Here is an 18649-nt window from a genome sequence, read left to right as displayed (position 1 = left end):
CGGTGTCCCCGTGTGCGGGAAGCGTCCGATGACGAACGCGGGGCCGACTCGGGCCGACACGGCCTTGGACCTGGCACTAGGGTCCTCGGCCGTGGAGACAGGGGATGCGGGTCAAGAACAGAGACACACGGGAGGGCTCCGGAAGGTGGGGTCCTGGTTCCGTGCGGGCGCGTGGAAGAGCGCGGTGGCACGCGTCGTCTTCGTGAGCGTGGCGTGGTGGGCCCTGTGTGACGGGGACCCGAAGAGCTTCACCTTTGGACTGCCCGTCGTCCTGACGGTATCGGTGGTGAGCTTCCTCTTGAGTCCGCCCCAGGGCTACGGGTGGCGACTCACGGAGGTCATACGCTTCGCTGGTTTCTTCCTCGCGGGCTCCGTCCATGGAGGCTTCGACGTGGCACGCCGCGCGCTGGCGCCGAGCCTGCCCATCTCTCCGGTGTTCGTCCGCTATCGGATGCGCCTGCCCGAGGGCGCGCCCCAGACCGTGTTCCGAATCACCCTCAGCCTGATGCCGGGCACGTTGAACGCGGACGTGCTCGGAGAGGAGCTGGTGGTGCATTCGCTCGTGGACAAGGGCGCGGGCATCCACCACGAACTGGAGAAGCTGGAGTGGCGCGTGTCGCGACTCTTCGGACTGGGGATTCCTCCGCCGGAGCCGGAGCCCGTCCATGCATGAGCTGCGCACGGGCCTGGCCTTCTTCCTGCTCCTGAACATCCTCGCGGGCCTGGTGCGAGTCGCGCGCGGGCCCACGCTCACGGACCGCTTCATCGTCGCGCAGCTCTTCGGGACGACGGGGGTGGGCGTGCTCGTGCTGCTCGCGGCGGACGCGGGCAGGGACGCGCTGCGGGACGTGGCGCTCGTGTTCGCGCTGCTGGCGCCCGTCACGGTGGTGGCCTTCGTGCGCTTCGCGGTGGGAAGTGACGCGGACGCGAAAGGCGCAAGCTCCGGTCCGGACCAGGAGCCGAGGCCGTGAGTCCCCTGGAGCTGCTCTCCGCGGCGTTCCTCTTCGCCGGAGCCGCCTTCTGTCTGGCGGGCACGGTGGGCGTGCTGCGCTTCCCGGACGTGTACTGCCGGCTGCATGCGCTCACCAAGGTCGACAACCTGGGTCTGGGGCTGGTGGTGGTGGGGCTGGCGCTGCGGTCCTCCTCGTGGGCCACGGCGCTCAAGCTGTTGCTCGTCTGGCTCTTCGTCCTCATCTCCAGCGCCTTCACCTGTCAGCTCATCGCGCGCGCGGCGCTTCGCAGGGGGGCCGTGCCCTGGGGAGGGCGGCGGGAGCCATGATGGACGGGCTGCTGGATGGATGCCTCGCGCTGTGTCTGCCCTTGCTGGCGTACCTGGTGCTGAGGACCGAGTCGCTGTCCCAGGCGGTGGTGCTCTTCGTCGCCTTCGGCCTCTTGTCCGCGCTGGGCTGGGCACGCCTGGAGGCCCCGGACATCGCGCTGGTGGAGGCGGCCGTGGGCACGGGCCTCACCGGCGCGCTGTTGATGCACACGCTGAGCTGGACGGAGGAGACGCCGCCCGATGTCCGCGCGCGAGCCCGGCGCAGGCCCTGGGCGCTCCTGGCCATGGCCGCGTTGACGCTCCTGCTCGGGTGGGCGGTGCTCGCGCTGCCGGCCGACAGTCCGGGCCTGGGCTTGGAGGTGGATGCCCGACGGGAGGACAGCGGGGTGAAGCACCCCGTCACGGCCGTGCTGCTGAACTTCCGGGGCTACGACACGCTGCTGGAAATCGCGGTGCTGCTGGTGGCCGCGCTGGGGGCACGCGCGGTGAATCCGCGCAGCGAGCGGGCCTCTTCCGAGGCCGCGAAGGACCCGCTGACGGGCGAGCTGTTCCGGATGATGACGCCCGCGCTGCTGCTGGTGGCGGGCTACCTGGTGTGGGTGGGTGACCATGGCCCGGGCGGGGCCTTCCAGGCGGGCGCCATCCTCGCGGGAGGCGGGGTGGTGGCGATTCTCACGAGCAGGATGGGAACGCCGCGCATGTCCTCGCTTCGGGTGCGCTGGGCGCTGCTCACCGGCCCGTTGCTGTTCATCGGCGTGGCGGTGGCGCCGCTGTTCTCCGGAGGGCGGCTGCTGGAGTTTCCCGAGAAGTACGCCGGGACACTCATCTTCATCGTGGAGATGGCGCTGACGGTCACCATCGCCATGGTGCTGCTGATGTTCTTCCCGGGGACGCGTCCTCCGAGGACGGGGCGAGGGAGCGCGCGATGAATCCGTGGCTCGTCTATGCCCTGTCGGGAGTGGCGTTGTTCAGCGTGGGGCTGGTGGGCCTCTTCTCGCACCAGCACGTGGTGAAGCGCATCCTCGCCTCGAACATCACCGGCTCCGGAGTGCTGCTCGTCCTCGTCGCCCTGGCGCGGCGCGTGCCCTCGGGTCCGCCGGACCCGGTGCCCCACGCGCTGGTGCTCACGGGCATCGTCGTGTCGGTGAGCTCCACGGCGTTGGGCGTGGCCCTGGCGCGCCGCATGGCCCGGCTCCAGGCCGAGGCGACGCATTCCCCCGAGCATGAGCCCCGCTCCGACGGGGAAGGTCCATGACGAGCGTGGCGGCCTTGATGGCGTGGCCGGTCATCCTCCCCCTGCTGGGCGCGGTGCTGGCGCTGCTGGTGGGGCGCCCGGGTGTGCGACTGGTCGCGGGCGTGGCGTCGGTGGCCACGCTCATGGCCTCGTCGAGGCTCGCGTGGGAGGTGGCCCATCAGGGAGTGCTGCGCCAGTCCATTGGCGGGTGGGGCGCTCCCCTGGGCATCGAGTGGCGCGCGGACGGCCTCGCGGCGCTGATGCTGCTGACCATCGCGCTGGTGGGACCGCTCATCAGCGTCCATGCGCTGGACCACTTGGGGGACCGCGAGGACCGGGAGTTCCTCCCGCTGTGGCTGTTCGTCTGGTGCGCGCTCAACGCGCTGGTGCTGTCGGACGATGCCTTCAACCTCTACGTCACGCTGGAGTTGACGACGCTGGCGGCCGTCGCGCTCATCGCGGTGCGCCGGGATTTGCCGGGGCTCGACGCGGGCCTGCGCTACCTGCTCTTCGCGCTGCCGGGCTCGCTCTGCTACCTGCTGGGCATCGCGCTCCTGTACGGCGCCCACGCCACGCTGGATGTGGGGACGCTCGCCCAGCGCGTGCAGCCGGGCCCGGTGACGTGGGTGGCCGCGGGCCTGGTGACGGTGGGGCTGTGCCTCAAGACGCCGCTGTTCCCGCTCCATGTCTGGCTGCCGCCGACGTACACGGGCGCGCCCACGCCCGTCACGGCGCTCCTGTCGGCGCTCATCTCGAAGGGCTCCTTCTACGTGCTGCTGCGGCTGTGGCTGGAGGTCTTCGCGCCCGTCCTGGACGCGCGGGTGGGGCAGATGCTGGGCGTGCTCGGCGCGGTGGCGGTGCTGTGGGGCTCGTTCCTGGCGCTGAGCCAGACGCAGCTCAAGCGCGTCGTCGCCTATTCGAGCGTCGCGCAGATTGGCTACCTGTTCCTCGTCTTCCCCATGGCGACGAGCGGGGCCCGTGCGGGCGTCATCTACCTGGTCGTCTCCCATGCCGCCGCGAAGGCCTCCATGTTCGTGGCGGTGGGGAACATCCACCAGGCGGTGGGAATCACAGCGCTCGGCGGCGTGCAGGGACTGGCCTACCGGATGCCCTTCACGTTCCTCGCCATGGCGTTGGGCGGCATCAGCCTGATTGGCATTCCGCCCAGCGGAGGGTTCATCGCGAAGTGGCTCCTCTTGAATGAGTCCATCGGCACGCGGCAGTGGTGGTGGGGGTTGGTGCTGCTGGCCGGCAGTTTGATGGCGGCGGCGTATGTCTTCCGCATCCTCCGGGGCTCGTTCCTGCCGCTGCCGCCCGGGGTGACGGTGCGCTCGATTCCCCTGAGCAACGAGCTGGCGCCGCTCGCGCTGGCGCTCATCGCGTTGGTGCTGGGGCTGGTGCCCTGGTTCCCGTTGGAGCTGCTGGCCATCGGGGCGTCGCGATGACGAACACCTGGTTGCCGCTGTCCGTGCTGCTCAGCTCGCTCTTGCCGGGGCTCATCATCTTCCTGCTCGCCGAGGAGCAGCGGCGCACGCGCACGTTGCTCAACCTGCTCGCGGCCGTCACCAAGCTGGTGCTCACGGGCGTCATGGCGTGGGGCGTGTTCCAGGGGCGTCAGTACGAGACGCGGCTGCCCTTCTTGCCCAAGGCGGACCTGGTGCTGAGGGCGGACTCCTTCAGCCTGCTCTTCATCACCCTGTCCGCCGTGCTGTGGTTCGTGACGACCATCTACGCGGTGGGCTACCTGGAGGGCACGGACCATCGCAGTCGCTTCTTCGGCTTCTTCTCGCTGTGTGTCGCGTCGACGATGGGCATCGCCCTCGCCGGCAACCTGCTCACCTTCTTCCTCTTCTACGAGATGCTCACGCTGTCCACGTACCCGCTGGTCATCCACCGGGGGACGCCGGAGGCGCTGCGCGCGGGCAACGTCTACCTGCGCTACACGCTGAGCGGGGCCACGCTGCTGCTGGCGGGGGTGGTCCTGCTCTACTCGCTGGCGGGCGCGGTGGAGTTCACCGAGCGAGGCGCGCTGGGCGCCGTGGCGGCGCACCGCACCGAGCTGATTGCCGCCTTCGTGCTGTTGATGGGAGGGCTCGGGGTGAAGACGGCGCTGGTGCCGCTGCATGGCTGGCTGCCGGTGGCGATGGTGGCGCCCGCTCCCGTCAGCGCGCTCTTGCATGCCGTCGCGGTGGTGAAGGCGGGCGCCTTCGGCATCACCCGCGTCATCTACGACGTGTACGGCGTCTATCTGGTGCATGACCTGGGGGTGATGCAGCCCCTGGCCATCGTCGCCGCCGTCACCATCCTCTTTGGCTCGGTGCGCGCGCTCCAGCAGGGCGACTTGAAGAAGCGGCTGGCCTACTCCACGGTGAGCCAGGTCGCGTACATCGTGCTGGGCGTCTCCATCTTCGGGACGGCGTCCACCATCGGTGGGCTGGTGCACCTGGTGCATCAGGGGGTGATGAAAATCACCCTGTTCTTCTGCGCGGGGAACTACGCGGAAGAGCTGCACGTGCACCGCGTGAGTGAGCTGCGGGGCGTGGGGCGCCGGATGCCCCTGACGACGGCGGCCTTCACCGTGGGCGCGCTGGGGATGATTGGCATTCCCCCCGTCGCCGGCTTCATCTCCAAGTGGTACCTGGGCATCGGCGCGCTGGAGGCGCACCAGCCCTGGCTGGTGGTGGTGCTGCTGACGAGCAGCCTGCTCAACGCGGGCTACTTCCTGCCCATCGTCTATTCCGCGTGGTTCCAGGCCCCGCGCGAGGCGTGGAAGCCGAGCCCCGGGCGGTGGGAGATTGGCCTGTTGTTGCTGTTGCCCACGGTGGCCACGGCCGTGCTGTCGCTCGCCGCGGGGCTCTTCGCCGGGGCGGAGCTGAGCCCGCTGGGCTGGACGCGGCTCCTCACCGAGCGGGAGTTCCGTCCATGAGGGCCGACGAATGGGCCTCGCTCGCGGTCATCGGGACGCTGCTCGTGCCGTGTGTCCTGACGGGGATGGTGATGCTGCCCCTCACCCGGCGCGTGGGCATGGCGCTGGCGCCGTGGGCCGCGCTTCCGGCGCTCGGGTTGGGTCTGGGCACGGGGGCGACCGTCCACTGGAAGTCGGTGCTCCTGGGGATGCAGTTGTATGCGCCGGACGAGGTGACGCGGACGTACCTGCTCTTCACCGGGATTCTGTGGCTCTTCTCCGGCCTGTTCGCGCGAGGGTATCTGCGCGAGGACGCGCACCTCGCCTCGTTCTGGGGATTCTTCCTGGCGACGCTGACGGGGAACGTGGGCGCGGTGCTCGCGCGGGACGTGGCGAGCTTCTATCTGTTCTTCGCGATGATGACGTTCTGCGCTTACGGGCTCGTCGTCCATGAGCGCACCGAAGCGGCGGCTCGGGCGGGCCGCGTCTACATCGTCATGGCCTTGTTGGGGGAGGTGCTGCTGCTGGCGGCGTTCTTCCTCCTGGTGGGGACGCGCGTCAACCTGTCGTTCGACGACGTGCCGCGCGTGGTGGCGGAGTCGTCCCATCGCGACGTCATCTGCGTGCTCATCCTCGTCGGCTTCGGCGTCAAGGTGGGCGCCATCCTCCTGCACATGTGGCTGCCGCTGGCGCACCCTGTCGCGCCCGCACCGGGAAGCGCCGTGCTCAGTGGCACCATCATCAAGGTGGGTGTGCTGGGCTGGTTGCGCTTCCTGCCGCTGGGGCACGCGAGCCTGCCCACGCTGGGCACCGTGTGCGTGGCGGCGGGGCTCACGGCCGCGTTCTATGGCGTCGCGGTGGGGCTCACGCAGCGGGAGGCGAAGACGGTGCTGGCCTACTCCAGCATCAGCCAGATGGGCTTCCTCACGCTCGCGGTGGGGCTGGCCCTGGGCGCCCCGGAGGCGGCTCCCGTGCTCATCGGCGCGGTGCTCGTCTATGCGGTGCACCACGCGCTGGCGAAGGGGTTGTTGTTCCTGGGCACGGGCCTCCTGCCCGCGACGGGACGACGGGGCTGGCGGGGCGTGCTGGTGCTGGTGGGGCTGACGTGGTGCGCGCTGGAAATCGCGGGCGCGCCGCTGACGAGCGGGGCGCTGGCGAAGCTCTCATTGAAGTCGGCGGAAGCCGCCGCGCACGCCTCGGAGGCGCTGCCGACGCTGCTGTCCCTGGCGGCGGTGGGTAGCACGCTCATCATGGCGCGCTTCCTGGAGTGCACCGTGCCCAAGGCTCCCGAGCAGGGGAAGGCCGGCGCGGGAGGGATGCTGCTTTCGTGGGGGCTGCTGCTCGCCGTGGACACGGTGCTGCTCTTCTGGCCACCGGTGGGACGTGACGAGCTGCCGCACCTGCTCGCGCCGAAATACATGGTCTCGGCGGCGTGGCCCGTCCTCGTCGGTGGACTGGTGGCGGCGGTCGTGTGGCGCTCGCGGCGGTGGCGCACGTGGCGCGTGCCGGTGCTTCCAGCAGGAGACGTGCTCTGGCCGCTGATGCGGGTGCTGTGGCCGGGCTGGCGCCTGCTGACGACAGGGGCGGACCGTGAAGAGGAAGAGCAGGCGAAGACGGCCGCGCGGCTTCAGGGCGGGTTCGCGAGGTTCCGGAAAGCCTCGCTCGACGAGGTCGAGAACGCCGAGGCGAGGCTGAGCCGGCTGAGCCACGTGGGCCTCGCGCTGCTGTTGTTCCTGGGAGTCTTCATCCTGTTGTTGGTCCGGTAGGGGGAGGCGTTACGCGCTCCTGCGCTCCATGCGCGGCTCGGCGATGGACAGGACGGGGCGCAGCCGGGCGGCCTCGGCGAGGTGCCAGTCGCGGCGGGACTCGTCCAGGTCCGCGAGCTGGGTGTGCGCGTCGGCGGCCTCCCACGGCATGCCCTGGAGCTTCGCGGTGCGCAGGGCGGCCTCGAAGCCGCGCCGCGCCGACCCGGGCCTTCCCTCGGCCAGGGCCAGTCTGGCTCGGAAGAGGTGTGCGGCTGGCAGGCCGAGCGCGCAGCTCCGGGCACCTTTCTCCAGCGCGCGGCGGAGTCGATGGGCGTGCTGCCTCAAGTGCTCCGCGTCCTTGTCGCCGCGAGCCCGCGCCTCGCGCCAGAGCTCCAGGAAGGTCTCCGCCAGTCCGGTGTAGGAATACACCGTCGCGATGCTCAGCGCGCTGTTCAGGATGGCTGACATCTGCTGCTCCGCCAGCACCCGCGCGCGCGTGGCATCTCCAGCGCGCAGCAAGGCCAGGGCGATGAGGCCGGTGATGGAGGGGTCGTCGTGGTACGTCTCCGGGTCCAGGGACCTCGCCTGGAGTCCCTCCAGCGCCGCCTCGTGGTACCCCGCGAGCATCAGGAGGATGGCCCTGTCCTCTCGGACCCATTTGAGCGTCTGGGGGTCCTCCCGCCTGCGGCCCGACGCCTCCAGTTCCAGTGAGCGCTCCATGGCCTCGCCGGGTCGTCCCTGGAGCAGGTACACGTGGAACAGCAGGAGGGTGGCCTCGTCCGCCAGCCGTTGATTCCCCAGCCGCGTGAAGCCCGCGATGCTCTCCGTGAGCGACTCCTCGCACTCGGGGAAGCGCGCCGCGTTCAGCAGGTACATGGACAGCGACAGCCGCGAGAAGGCGGCGGCCTGCCGGTTGTTCGCCTGATTCGCGAGCCTCAGGCTGGCGCGTCCGTAGGCGGCGGCCGCCCGGTGGAGGGGAATCGAACCCAGCACCACCGTCAGCGAGGCGTAGGCGCGCGCACGCAGGCTCGCGGAGCCAGACTTGTCGGCGAAGCGGGCCATCTGGAAGGAGTAGTAGCCAACGCCGCGCCAATCCGCGGCATGGACGGCGAGCAGCGAGAGGTCCGCGCAGGTCTCCGTCAGGTCCACCATCTCCTCGAAGCGCGTTCCGATGCGCATCACCCGTCGCAGGCCCGGCACCCAGCTCAGCAGTTGCCGCAGGGCCGCCATCGCCGTTTCCAGGCCGCGCGCGGCGGGACGCGTGGGCACCGGGTGTCCCATCAGCGTCATGGCCGCGAGGAGGTGTCGCCGGGCCTCCTCCTGGCGGCCCAGCCACCTCAAGGCCCGTCCCAGCTTTCGCTCCCAGCGCGCGCGCCGCGAGGAAGGCACGCGCTCGGCGCCCGCCTCATCCAGCTCCAGCGCCCGGGTGAAGAAGGCCACCGCCTCGCTGGGCGCATGCGTGCTCATCGCCTGCTCTCCGGACCGCTCCAGCGCGTCCAGGGCCTTGGTGGGCACTCCCGCGCGCAGCCAGTGGTACGCCAGTCGCGGGTGGTGGGGCGTCAACTCCGTCGCGTGACGCTGCTCGTACCAGCGGGCGACCGCCTCATGGAGCTGCCGCCGCTGGGAGAGCAGGAGCAGGTTGTAGGCCACCTCCTGGGTGATGACGTGCTTGAAGAGGTAGCTCAGCTCCGGGGTGTTCTCCAGCGGCAGTGCCAGGTCCTTCTCCCGCAGGCTGAGCAGATGCGAGCCCAACTGGGGACGCTCGTCCGGCAGGGGATGGACGTCGCGCAGCAGCGCGCCGCTGAACGTGCGACCGATGACGCTCGCGGCCTTCAGCGTGAGCTGCTGCACGGGCGTCAGCCGGTCGATGCGGGTGGTGATGAGTCCCTCCAGCGTGGAAGGCAGTCCCATTGACTCCAGGTCTCCGGCCTCCGGGGTGAGGTGGCACACGCCGCGCTCGACGAAGAGCAGCCCATGGTCCCTCAGGGCATGGGCCAGCTCCTCGCTGTAGAACGGATGTCCCTCCGCCTTGCGCTGGATGAAGTCGGCCACCGCGGGCTGGAGCCGGGTCACCCCGAGCCGGGCGCAGACCAGGGCTTCGACCTCCTCTCCCGACAAGGGGCCCAGTCGAAGGCCCTGCGTCGTCCCTTGCCTGCGCAGCGCCTCGAGCGCGGGCGGCTCCACCGGCATCGGGCGCAGGCCCACCACGAGCAACCAGTCGGGGAGGTCCCGGCAGAGGCGCCGCAAGAGCTCCCATGACGCGGAGTCCAGCCAGTGGCCGTCCTCCATCAGCAGCACGCAGGGCCCGGCCTCTCCGAGCAGCATCAGCATGAGGGCCTGGGTGGTGTCCGCGCGCGCCTCGTCGCGGAGCTGCTCCGTGCGGTCCGTCTCCGGCAGCTCCAGCAGGAGGACGGGGTTGAGGAGCGGAGCCAGGGCGGCATTGCCGGGCAGGCGGGCCCTCACCGCCGTGCGTCGCGCTTCGAGCGAGGCGCCCGCGGGCAGTCCGAGCAACGCGGAGAAGAGGGTGCGCCAGGCGAAGTAGACGGTGTTGCTCTCCGCCGCGTCCGCGCTCCCCGACAACACGCGCAGCCCGCGCGCCTTCGCTCCCTCCACCGCGTAGGTGAGCAGGCGCGACTTGCCCTGGCCGGCCTCGCCTTCGAGGAGCAGGGCCCCGCCCGTGCCTCGGGTGGGGCTCTCCAGGAAGGAGTCGAGGGTGGCTCGCTCCCGCAGCCGTCCCACCACGGGATGGACCCCGCGGTGGCCGCGCGTTTCGTCCAGGCTCCCCGGCCGGAACCGACGCACGGGCTCCGCCACTCCCTTCACCTTCACGGGAGGCAGCCGCTCCGTCCACAGCCGCTCGCCCACGGCCTGGGCGGTGGGCTCGTCGAGGAGGATGTCGTCGCGAGCCTCCTGCATCAGCCGCGCGGCCAGGTTCACCGTCCTGCCCATCAGCGCGTATTCGTAGCGGACCACACCGCCTCGCAGGCCACAGCACACCCGTCCCGTCGCGATGCCGACGGACGCCTTCAGCCCCTGCGCCTGGAGCGAGCCCCGCGCCTGGATGGCCGCCTTCACCGCGCGCGCCGCGTCGTCCTCGTGCGCGCACGTGGGCAGCCCGAAGCCCGCGACGAGGACCAGGCCCTTGTCGTCCACCAGGAGCTGATTGACGCTGCCTCCTTGTGAGTAGACGGCCTCCTGGAGCGCGCGCACCGCGTCCGACAGGCGGGGCAGCAGCGCCTCCGAGGCCCCCTCCGGAAGTCCGTCCAGACGGAGGAAGAGGACTGTCACCCGGCGCGGCTCGGCGAGCCACTTCCGGTCATGGACCTCCAGCGCCGCCAGCAGCCCCCGCGACACGAAGGGCCGCAGCGCCGCCACCGAGTCCTCGCCGAGCGCGGCCGGGGGCAGGGGCCAGGGTTCGGGGGCTCGCAGCGACAGGATGCGGGCGATGCCCGAGTGTGAGACGTCCCCCTGCGCCTCCTCGCCCAGCAACTGCCAGAGCGGCGCCGACACGCGCACCTCCCCCGGCGAAGTGACGTGCTCCACCTCCCGGAGCTGCGTGAAGGGCGCCCCGCGCACCAGGGCCTGCCAGCGCCCCTGGATGCCGCCGGCCATGACGGCCTGCACCTCGCCAGCGCCCAGCGCCACCCGGAGGGCCAGCGCGTGTTCCCGGAAGAAGGGCGTGCGCATGGCCTGCTGTAGCGCCAGGCCACACGCCACCGCGCGACGTGCCGCCTGGGTGAGCGAGGTCTCCGCTTCCCTCAGTGGCCACAGCGCGAGCAGCGCGTCCCCCGGGAAGTGGAGGATGTCCCCGCCATGCGCGGTGACGACCTCCACCAGGGGCGTGAAGAGCCGCTCCAGCAGCCGTGACAGCTCCTCCGCGCCCGCGGAGCCCTGCTGGACCAGCCGCTCCGTCAGGGGGGTAAAGCCAGACACATCCGCGAGCAGCACCACCGAGGCGAAGCACTCCGACTCGGGGGCCTCGGGACGGCGCGCTCCGCGACGTGCCAGCAGGGCCGGCACGCAAGGCAAGAGCTGCTGGGCGGTATCCATTCAACCTCGCGCTGAATCCAGACGTCCACACTACAGGGGCCGCGCGAGGTTTCGAAAAGAATGCCTGCTCACCCGGTGGGCGGATGAGCAGGAGTTGGGGACCTCAGGCGCGCTCCACCCTCAGGCGCGCGGGCAGGCCATTGAGCTGGACCTCTTCCTCCTGCCCCGTGAGGCCCTCCGGACCCACGTGGATGGAGGTGGCCAGCGTCTCCCGGGCAATCAGCTCCCGGCCCTCTTCCGTGACGCGCTTCACCCGCGCGTCACCATCCACCCAGAGGCGGATGCGGTCCGTGTAGCCCAGCTCCATGTCCTTGCGAGCACCCTGCACCCGCGCCAGCAGCTCGCGCACGAGGCCCTCGTCGACGAGCGCCTCCGTCAGCTCGGTGTGCAGAACCACCACACCGGCGCCCGTGCCCGCCGCCGCGAAGCCCGGGTTGGCCTCCACCAGCGTCTCCAAATCATCTCCGGAGAACACCAGCGTCTCGCCCGCGAGCTGGAGGGCCACCTGGCCCGTCTGGAGCAGCTCCCGGTGCAGCGCGCGGCCGTCACCGGTGTCGAACGCCTTGCGCACCGGCGCCAGCTTGGGGCCGAGCCGGCCTCCCACCGCGCGCAGGTTGGGGCGCACGCGGAAGCGCACCACGTCCGCGTCCGGGCTGCCCGGCTCCACGAAGCGCACCTCGTGGACGTTCAGCTCCTCGGCGAGCAGGTCCTTGTAGACGGCCAGCCGGTCCGTCATCTCCTTGCGTGCGAGGATGATGTCCGCGCGGGCCAGGGGCTGGCGCACCTTGAGCTTGTTGTCCGTGCGCACCTTGAGTCCGGGGGACACCAGCTCGCGCAGGGCGGCCATGTCCACCGCCAGCTCCTCGTCGATGAGGCTCGCGTCCGCGCGCGGGAAGGAGGCCAGGTGCACGCTCTCCGGCTGCGTCTGGGGCCAGGCCTTGCGCACCAGGTTGCCCCACATCTCGTCGGAGAAGAACGGGACGAAGGGCGCGGCCAGGGCGGTGATGGTGGTGAGCGCCTCGTAGAGGGTGAAGTACGCGTCGCGCTTGTCCTGCTCGAAGCCGGGCTTCCAGAAGCGCTCACGGCTGCGGCGCAGGTACCAGTTGGACAGCGCGTCCACCAGCGCGACCATGCGCTGGGCCGCGTCGTACACCTGATAGGTGTCCAGCGCCTTCTCCACGTGGCGCAGCGCGAGCTGCACCTCGGACAGAATCCAGCGGTCCAGCATCGGCCGGGCCTTCACCTCGCGCCAGCCCTGGCTCTTGCGCACGGCCTCCCAGGGGGCCTCGCTCGCGTCCGGGTTGCCCTGCGCGGGATTGAAGCCGTCGATGTTCGCGTAGATGGTGAAGAACGAGTAGACGTTGCGCAGCTTGACCTGGAAGTCCTTCTGCAACAGCCGCACGTTCGCCAGCGAGTGGCGCGTGTTGGACCAGGTGGGGCTCGCCGCGTAGAAGAACCAGCGGAACGCATCCGCGCCGGGAGCCTTGGCGGCGGGGTCCTTCACCGTCACGCGCTCGGACGGCGCCAGCCGAGGCACCTCCACCGGCATGACGCCCGCGCCCTTCGCGGACGGCGCCACGCCGAGCGTCTGGAGCTCCGCGGGCGAAAGCAACACCACGCGGCGCTTGAGCTTCTTGTGCGCCTTCACCGTCGCGGTGACAAAGACCTCCGGCCGGTCCGGACGGAACAACTGCACCCTGGCGCCTTCCTGCAGGTCCAGGCCCTCCAAATCCTCACGCGCGATGAGCGCCACGCCCGCCTCGGCCGGCGCGCCCGCCTCCGTGGCGGACAGCACGGCGAAGTCCATGCGCACTTCGTCGAGGATGATTTCGGGCGGCGTGTAGTTGCCCTTGGACTTGGACTCCTTGCGGCCCTCCTTGTCGGAGACGTGGCCCAGCACGATGCAGCTCTTGTACGGGTGCGGCCACTCGCGCTGGGGCGTCAATCCCAGACGGGCCTGCGTCTCCTCGTCGAAGACGAGCGTGCTCACCATGAGCAGCGAGTAGAACCAGCCACGCGTCTGGTCGATGGCCTCGGAGATGAAGTCCGCGGGGAAGGCGCGGTTGAACTTCTCGTGCGAGCCGGGGGCGTGTGGGAAGCCCCACTGCGCGAAGGGCATGCAGCCGGAGTCGAACCACACGTCGACGACTTCGGGCACGCGGTTGAAGCGTCCCGGGGAGCCCGGCTTCTCGTACGTCACCTTGTCAATCCACGGCTTGTGGACGATGAGGTGCTTCGCGTTGGATTCGTGGGGCTTGCCCTTGAGGAACGCCGCGAGCTCGGCCTCCACGGCCGCCAGGTTGCTGCCGGGCTTGTCACGCAGGGCCTGGAGTGAAGGCACGGCCTCCACCTCGCCCGTCTCCGAGTGAATCCACAGTGGCAGCGCGGTGCCCCAGTAGCGCTCGCGCGACAGGGCCCAGTCCACGTTGTTGGCCAGGAAGTCGCCGAAGCGGCCTTCCTTGATGTGCTCGGGCACCCAGTTGACGGCCCGGTTGTTTTCGATGGCGCGGTCCTTCACCGCGGTGGTGCGGATGTACCAGGCGGGGCGCGCGTACTGGATGAGCGGGTCGTCATCCGCGCGCCAGCAGAAGGGGTACTCGTGCTTGTACTGCTCGGTGACGAGCAGGAGCCCGCGCTCCTTGAGGTTGCGCTGGATGTCCTTGTCCGCGTCCTTCACGAAGCGGCCGGCGACGAGCGGGACTTCCTCGGAGAAGGTGCCGTCCGGCTTGACGGCGCAGAACAGCTCCATCGCCTCCGGCTGGACGAAGCGCGTGCGGTCCTTGCGGTAGGCGTCGTAGTCGTCCTCGCCGAAAGCGGGGGCGATGTGGACGATGCCGGTGCCCGTGTTGAGCGTGACGAAGTCCGCGCTCAGCACGCGCCAGGCGCGGGTGTCGTCGCCGCCGTCGCGCAGCTTCAGCCGCGTGTCGCCTTCGCGGGCGAAGTACGTGTCGAAGGGCGGCAGGTAGCGCTGGCCCACCAGGGCGCTGCCCTTCTGGGTGGAGAGGACGGGCAGGTCCTTCTTGAGCTTCTTGGCCAGCTCCTCGTGCAGCGCGGCGGCGATGATGAGCTTGCGGTCACCGGCGTCCACGGTGACGTAGTCCACGCCGGGGTTGACGGCCGCGTACATATTGGACGGCAGCGTCCACGGGGTGGTCGTCCACACGAGCAGCGAGGTGTCGGGCGCATCGCGCAGGGGGAAGGTGACGTAGACGCTCGGGTCGTCCACCGTCTTGTAGCCCAGGCCCACTTCGGCGGAGCTGAGCGCGGTGCCGCCCTGGGGCCACCACCACACGACCTTGTGGCCCTGGTAGAGCAGGCCCTTCTTGTGCAGTTCGGCGAGCGCCCACCACACGCTCTCAACGAAGCCGCGGTGGTAGGTGACGTAGGCCTCGTTGAGGTCCACCCAGAAGCCGATGCGCTCGGTGAGGCGCTCCCACTCACCGGTGTAGCGAAAGACGGATTCGATGCAGCGCTCGGTGAAGGGCTCGACGCCGTAGCGTTCGATTTCCGCCTTGCCGTGGATGCGCAGCTCCTTCTCCACCTCCACCTCCACGGGCAGGCCGTGGGTGTCCCAGCCGGCCTTGCGGGGGACGTAGTGGCCGCGCATGGTCTGGTAGCGGGGGAACAGGTCCTTGATGACGCGGGTGAGGACGTGTCCGTTGTGGGGCAGGCCGTTGGCGGTGGGCGGGCCCTCGTAGAAGACGAAGCTCTTGGCGCCTTCGCGTGCCTGGAGCGAGCGCTCGAAGATGCGGCGGTCCTTCCAGAAGGCGAGGATGCGGCGCTCCTCGGCCGGGAAGTCCATCTCCGCGGGCACGGTGTCGAACAGGGGGGCGGGCGCTGACTCAGGCATGGTGCGGTGCTTGATAGCACCGCGAGCCTGGGAGGGAAGAGCCCCGAAGGGGCGGGTGCTCACTCTCAGGGGAAGCAGGGCCCCAGGGCGCCCTTCGAGGTCCACCGGGCGGGGAGCCTGGCTGTCAGGACGCGTCCCACCTCACGGCCTCTCTTGACGGGTCTTTCCCTCCCAGTGATTCAGAAATGTCGTTCGTGGAAGTCCAGGGACTTCGCACTCGGCGGCTCAGCGTGCGGCGGAACGCGGAGCGCGGACGAAGAGTCGCCGTGCGGTGCGCAGCAGCAGGTCCTTGTAGCGCGGCTGCGCATATCCACGCTCCAGGGTCAGGTGCTCCCAGTTCCGCACCGACAGCAGCGTCCAGAGCAAATCAGTGGCCTCGTCCGGTGTGTAGTCGGGTGAAAGGGTGCCATCGGCGCGGAGCGCCTCGATGGCGGCGGCGCAGCCTTCGCGCATGTCCTCCATCCGTTTGCGCCAGGCCTCGGCGGCCTCTTCGTCGGTGTCGCTCATGGCCATCAGCGCCTTGGCCACGCCTCGTATCTCCGGGATGTAGTCCGCCCAGGCTCCGACATAGGCGTCCAGGCGCTCGACACCGCTGCGGGCCGTGCGACTGGGGACAAGGCGTGCGCGCACGTCCTTCAACTCGTCCAGATAGAGCGTGGTGGCAATCAACAGGGCCGCCCGCGTGCCGAAGTGCAGATAGACGGCCTGCCGGCTGAGCCCGGCCCTCCGCGCGATGTCGCTCATCCGCACCGTCTGACCCCGGCCGGTCTCCAGCAGGTGCAGCGCCGCCGCGAGGATGCGGGTTCGCGTCTCGGGTGATTCACTTGACATTATGTAAAGTCGCGAATAATCAATGCCGAGTCAATTGACACGGTGTCAAGCGAGGACGGCAATGCAAAGCAGATGGACGAAGACGGTGCTCCTGGTCGCGGGCGTCATCGGCAGCCTGATTGGCGCGCCCCTGCTGTTCATCCCCAAGGTCTTCCATGGCTGGAGCGGCATCGACCTCGGCGGCCAGGTCAGCCTGTTGAGCGAGGTGCGCGCGCCGGGCGGGGCATTGCTGGCCTGCGGACTGGTCATCATGGCCGGCGCGGTCTGGACTCGACTGACCTTCACCTCGCTGGTGGTGTCGACGACGCTCTACCTGTCCTATGGCGTGTCGCGAATCCTGAGCCTGGCCCTGGACGGCGAGCCCGCGCCCGAGCTGGTCGCGGCGATGGTCGCCGAACTGGTGATCGGCGCCATCTGCGCGGCGCTGCTGCTCTCGGCTCCGTCGACGGCCTCGTCCGAGCCGAGAGACGGGCGCTTCAGGCGAAGCGCTGGTCGAGCTTCGTGAGCTGGCTCGTGAAGCCTTCCGTCTGCATCTTCGTGAACTCCTCGCTGTGCATCGCGTCCGTGGTGACGACCATCCGGACGCGGTCGCCGTTCGGGAAGAAGCCCACGGCAATCCTGCTCTCGTAGGTCGCGACTCCCGGAATGAAGTCGATGACGTTCGTGATGACGAGCCGCGAGTGGGGCACCACCTCGGTGAAGCTGGAGCGGGTCGCGTGCGAAGTCGGCTGGCCCGCCGCCTTCATCGCCGCAATCATCTCCGGCGAGTCGGCGATCATCTCGTACCGAAGCGTCCCTCCAGCACGAGCGTCGAGCTCCTGGACCTCGGCGCGGAAGCCCTGCGGCCCCCACCACGACTCAAAGCCCTCCTTCGTGGTCCAGAGCTCCCAGAGGTCCTGGATGCTCGCCCGGTACGTGCGCTCGATGACGACCTTCGCGTGACCGCGTGACGTGTTCTCGTGGCTCATTCCCGCGTACCTCTTTCCTTGACTCGACGAGTCTGTTGTTTCTTCTTCTCCAGCGCGGCTTCGAAGCGTTCGAGTCGCGCCTCCCACAATTGCCGGTACTGGGTCAGCCACCCGTCGAGCTCGCGGAAGGGCTCTGGCCGCAAGGCGTAGAGGCGACGCTGCCCATCCGGTCGCATCGAGACGAAGCCCGACTCGGAGAGGATGCGCAGATGCCGCGAGACACCGGACTGGTGGATTCCGGCCTTCTCGACGACATCACTGACCTGCTGCTCGCCCTCGCGAAGGGTCTGGATGATGAGCCGGCGCGTCGGGTCGGCGAGCACCTGGAAGACGTCGGTCTGCATGTTCGTGCATATACACATCAGTGCATATATTCGTCAAGGTCATGAGGCGTGCGCCCGGTCCGGTGGGCGGGGCCTCGCCTCGATGCTCTTGGAGGGGACGGGCTCTCCCGGCGTCACGTCGTGGGAGTGAGCACTCCTTCCTCGTGCCATGACAGACCACGCACCAGAGCAGCGCGTGACGGAGGAGGTCAGCGCTCCAGTCCCCGGCTTCTTGCGCCGCAAGCTCCAGGACCACGAGAAGCGGATGCAGCGCTGGGAGTCTCCGCGACACATCCTCGACGGCCCCGCTCCCGGGCCGGGGGACATCCTGCTCAACGGCAATGACTACCTCTGCCTGGCAAGGCACCCCAGTCTCGCGCAGGCCGCCGTGGACGCCGTCGGGCGGGAAGGTCTGGGAGTGATGATGTCGAGCGTGTTCCAGCGGGGCGCGCATTCTCGACACACGTTGGAGCGGCGGCTCGCCGCGCTGCTTCGCGCGGAGTCAGGCATCCTGTGTCAGTCCGGTTACTGTGCGAACGTGGGCCTGCTGGAGTGTCTGGCGGACGAGCAGGTGCCTGTCTACATCGACCGGATGGCGCACATGTCTCTCTGGAGGGGAATCCAGAGCGCGGGGGCCACCGCCATTCCCTTCCGTCACAACGACGTCGACGACCTGCGAAGGCGCCTGGCTCGCACCGGCCCTGGTGTCGTCGCGGTGGACTCGGTCTACAGCACGAACGGTTCTGTCTGCCCGCTCGCGGACGTGGCGGAGCTCTCCTCGCGGTGCGGGTGCGTGCTGCTGGTGGACGAGTCCCACTCGCTGGGCACGCACGGGCCCCGCGGCGCGGGGATGGTGGTGGGGCAGGGGCTGCTGGAGCACGTCCACTTCCGGACCGCGAGCCTGTCCAAGGCCTTCGTCGGACGGGCCGGCTTCGTCGCCTGCATGCGCGGCTTCGAGCGCTACTTCGAGATGAAGTCAGGCCCGGCCATCTTCAGCTCCGCCGTGCTGCCCCACGACATCGCGGCGCTGTTGGCGGCGCTGGACCTCATCCGCGACGCGGACGCACGTCGTCAACGGCTGCATGTGAATGCCGCGTATCTCCGAGGGCACCTGGAGGCGCTGGGCTATGACCTGGATGGCGGCGCGGCCCAGATTCTCGCGCTGCAATCCGGTCTGGAGGCTCAAACCCTGCGCCTCAAGGACGCGCTGGAGGCGCGAGGCATCTTCGGCTCCGTGTTCTGCGACCCCGCGACGCCGGTGAAGCACTCGCTCGTGCGCCTCTCCGTCCACAGCGAGCTGTCGCGGGACGACCTGGACCACGTCGTCGACGCCTGCCGGGAAATCCGTGACGAGGTGGGCCTGTCGAGCTGGGCCTCCACTCGTCGCCACGAGGCACGGCACCCAGCGGCTGAGAACGCCTCGCCGATGTTCAGATAGACGCGTGGCTCCGAGCCGTGGAACCG

The 18649-nt window shown here is 69.7% G+C and carries 15 protein-coding genes; 10 read left to right on the top strand and 5 right to left on the bottom strand.

All coding sequences use genetic code 11. The features are described from left to right. Positions 1 to 145: 145 nt before the first annotated feature. Genes HUW62_RS06340 through HUW62_RS06305 form a run of 8 tightly spaced genes read left to right on the top strand, consistent with a single transcriptional unit; the run spans position 146 to position 7184 of the window. Complete coding sequence (locus tag HUW62_RS06340) at positions 146 to 673, top strand: Na+/H+ antiporter subunit E (RefSeq protein WP_176433873.1); 528 nt, start codon at positions 146 to 148, stop codon at positions 671 to 673. Continuing rightward, complete coding sequence (locus HUW62_RS06335; protein WP_163869140.1) at positions 666 to 971, top strand: monovalent cation/H+ antiporter complex subunit F; 306 nt, start codon at positions 666 to 668, stop codon at positions 969 to 971. Before HUW62_RS06340 ends, HUW62_RS06335 begins: the two co-directional genes overlap by 8 nt. Continuing rightward, positions 968 to 1279 (top strand): monovalent cation/H(+) antiporter subunit G, encoded by a 312-nt coding sequence (gene mnhG, locus HUW62_RS06330; RefSeq protein ID WP_163869139.1) that lies wholly within the window; start codon positions 968 to 970, stop codon positions 1277 to 1279. Before HUW62_RS06335 ends, mnhG begins: the two co-directional genes overlap by 4 nt. Next, positions 1276 to 2208, top strand: coding sequence for a hydrogenase subunit MbhD domain-containing protein (locus tag HUW62_RS06325; protein WP_163869138.1), 933 nt, complete (start codon positions 1276 to 1278; stop codon positions 2206 to 2208). The genes mnhG and HUW62_RS06325 overlap by 4 nt, the downstream gene beginning before the upstream one ends. Further along, positions 2205 to 2534 (top strand): sodium:proton antiporter, encoded by a 330-nt coding sequence (locus tag HUW62_RS06320; protein WP_163869137.1) that lies wholly within the window; start codon positions 2205 to 2207, stop codon positions 2532 to 2534. Before HUW62_RS06325 ends, HUW62_RS06320 begins: the two co-directional genes overlap by 4 nt. Beyond that, positions 2531 to 3958 carry a complex I subunit 5 family protein gene (locus HUW62_RS06315; RefSeq protein WP_176433872.1) on the top strand — a complete coding sequence of 476 codons (1428 nt, stop codon included), beginning with the start codon at positions 2531 to 2533 and terminating at the stop codon, positions 3956 to 3958. The genes HUW62_RS06320 and HUW62_RS06315 overlap by 4 nt, the downstream gene beginning before the upstream one ends. Further along, a complete protein-coding gene (locus HUW62_RS06310) occupies positions 3955 to 5439 on the top strand; it encodes a monovalent cation/H+ antiporter subunit D family protein (RefSeq protein ID WP_163869135.1) in 1485 nt (494 codons plus the stop codon). Before HUW62_RS06315 ends, HUW62_RS06310 begins: the two co-directional genes overlap by 4 nt. After that, complete coding sequence (locus HUW62_RS06305; protein WP_176433871.1) at positions 5436 to 7184, top strand: complex I subunit 5 family protein; 1749 nt, start codon at positions 5436 to 5438, stop codon at positions 7182 to 7184. The genes HUW62_RS06310 and HUW62_RS06305 overlap by 4 nt, the downstream gene beginning before the upstream one ends. Before the next feature lie 9 nt (positions 7185 to 7193). Here the strand turns inward: HUW62_RS06305 and HUW62_RS06300 are convergent, their stop codons facing one another. From HUW62_RS06300 to HUW62_RS06290, 3 genes are all read right to left on the bottom strand, one after another. Further along, a complete protein-coding gene (locus tag HUW62_RS06300) occupies positions 7194 to 11213 on the bottom strand; it encodes an AAA family ATPase (RefSeq protein WP_176433870.1) in 4020 nt (1339 codons plus the stop codon). A 103-nt stretch (positions 11214 to 11316) separates the two neighbouring features. Beyond that, positions 11317 to 15063 (bottom strand): isoleucine--tRNA ligase, encoded by a 3747-nt coding sequence (gene ileS, locus HUW62_RS06295; RefSeq protein WP_176433869.1) that lies wholly within the window; start codon positions 15061 to 15063, stop codon positions 11317 to 11319. A gap of 225 nt (positions 15064 to 15288) precedes the next feature. After that, complete coding sequence (locus HUW62_RS06290; protein WP_163869131.1) at positions 15289 to 15894, bottom strand: TetR/AcrR family transcriptional regulator; 606 nt, start codon at positions 15892 to 15894, stop codon at positions 15289 to 15291. Between the two features lie 61 nt (positions 15895 to 15955). Here HUW62_RS06290 and HUW62_RS06285 point away from each other — a divergent pair, with 61 nt between their 5' ends. Beyond that, positions 15956 to 16399: a DUF4345 domain-containing protein gene (locus HUW62_RS06285; RefSeq protein ID WP_176433868.1), complete on the top strand. Its 444-nt coding sequence runs from the start codon at positions 15956 to 15958 to the stop codon at positions 16397 to 16399. Here HUW62_RS06285 and HUW62_RS06280 read toward each other — a convergent pair. Then, positions 16371 to 16862 carry an SRPBCC domain-containing protein gene (locus tag HUW62_RS06280; protein ID WP_163869129.1) on the bottom strand — a complete coding sequence of 164 codons (492 nt, stop codon included), beginning with the start codon at positions 16860 to 16862 and terminating at the stop codon, positions 16371 to 16373. The two genes, HUW62_RS06285 and HUW62_RS06280, sit on opposite strands and share 29 nt — an antisense overlap. Further along, on the bottom strand, positions 16859 to 17224 hold the full coding sequence (locus tag HUW62_RS06275) for a helix-turn-helix transcriptional regulator (RefSeq protein WP_163869128.1): 366 nt from the start codon (positions 17222 to 17224) through the stop codon (positions 16859 to 16861). Before HUW62_RS06275 ends, HUW62_RS06280 begins: the two co-directional genes overlap by 4 nt. A 157-nt stretch (positions 17225 to 17381) precedes the next feature. Here HUW62_RS06275 and cqsA point away from each other — a divergent pair, with 157 nt between their 5' ends. Next, positions 17382 to 18623 (top strand): alpha-hydroxyketone-type quorum-sensing autoinducer synthase, encoded by a 1242-nt coding sequence (gene cqsA, locus HUW62_RS06270; protein ID WP_205522790.1) that lies wholly within the window; start codon positions 17382 to 17384, stop codon positions 18621 to 18623. The last annotated feature ends 26 nt before the right edge of the window (positions 18624 to 18649 follow it).

The organism is Myxococcus sp. AM011, from assembly GCF_013372595.1.
In the GTDB taxonomy this organism is placed as follows: Bacteria; Myxococcota; Myxococcia; order Myxococcales; family Myxococcaceae; genus Myxococcus; species Myxococcus eversor.
This window is presented reverse-complemented; position numbering and strand designations above follow the sequence as displayed.

What these genes read in the sequence shown, in the direction of transcription:
- ileS (WP_176433869.1), bottom strand. Translation starts at nt 15,063, where the DNA reads ATGCCTGAGTCAGCGCCCGCCCCCCTGTTCGACACCGTGCCCGCGGAG.
- HUW62_RS06285 (WP_176433868.1), top strand. Translation starts at nt 15,956, where the DNA reads ATGCAAAGCAGATGGACGAAGACGGTGCTCCTGGTCGCGGGCGTCATC.
- HUW62_RS06320 (WP_163869137.1), top strand. Translation starts at nt 2,205, where the DNA reads ATGAATCCGTGGCTCGTCTATGCCCTGTCGGGAGTGGCGTTGTTCAGC.
- HUW62_RS06310 (WP_163869135.1), top strand. Translation starts at nt 3,955, where the DNA reads ATGACGAACACCTGGTTGCCGCTGTCCGTGCTGCTCAGCTCGCTCTTG.
- HUW62_RS06290 (WP_163869131.1), bottom strand. Translation starts at nt 15,894, where the DNA reads ATGTCAAGTGAATCACCCGAGACGCGAACCCGCATCCTCGCGGCGGCG.
- HUW62_RS06275 (WP_163869128.1), bottom strand. Translation starts at nt 17,224, where the DNA reads ATGTGTATATGCACGAACATGCAGACCGACGTCTTCCAGGTGCTCGCC.
- HUW62_RS06315 (WP_176433872.1), top strand. Translation starts at nt 2,531, where the DNA reads ATGACGAGCGTGGCGGCCTTGATGGCGTGGCCGGTCATCCTCCCCCTG.
- HUW62_RS06325 (WP_163869138.1), top strand. Translation starts at nt 1,276, where the DNA reads ATGATGGACGGGCTGCTGGATGGATGCCTCGCGCTGTGTCTGCCCTTG.
- HUW62_RS06300 (WP_176433870.1), bottom strand. Translation starts at nt 11,213, where the DNA reads ATGGATACCGCCCAGCAGCTCTTGCCTTGCGTGCCGGCCCTGCTGGCA.
- HUW62_RS06335 (WP_163869140.1), top strand. Translation starts at nt 666, where the DNA reads ATGCATGAGCTGCGCACGGGCCTGGCCTTCTTCCTGCTCCTGAACATC.
- HUW62_RS06280 (WP_163869129.1), bottom strand. Translation starts at nt 16,862, where the DNA reads ATGAGCCACGAGAACACGTCACGCGGTCACGCGAAGGTCGTCATCGAG.
- HUW62_RS06305 (WP_176433871.1), top strand. Translation starts at nt 5,436, where the DNA reads ATGAGGGCCGACGAATGGGCCTCGCTCGCGGTCATCGGGACGCTGCTC.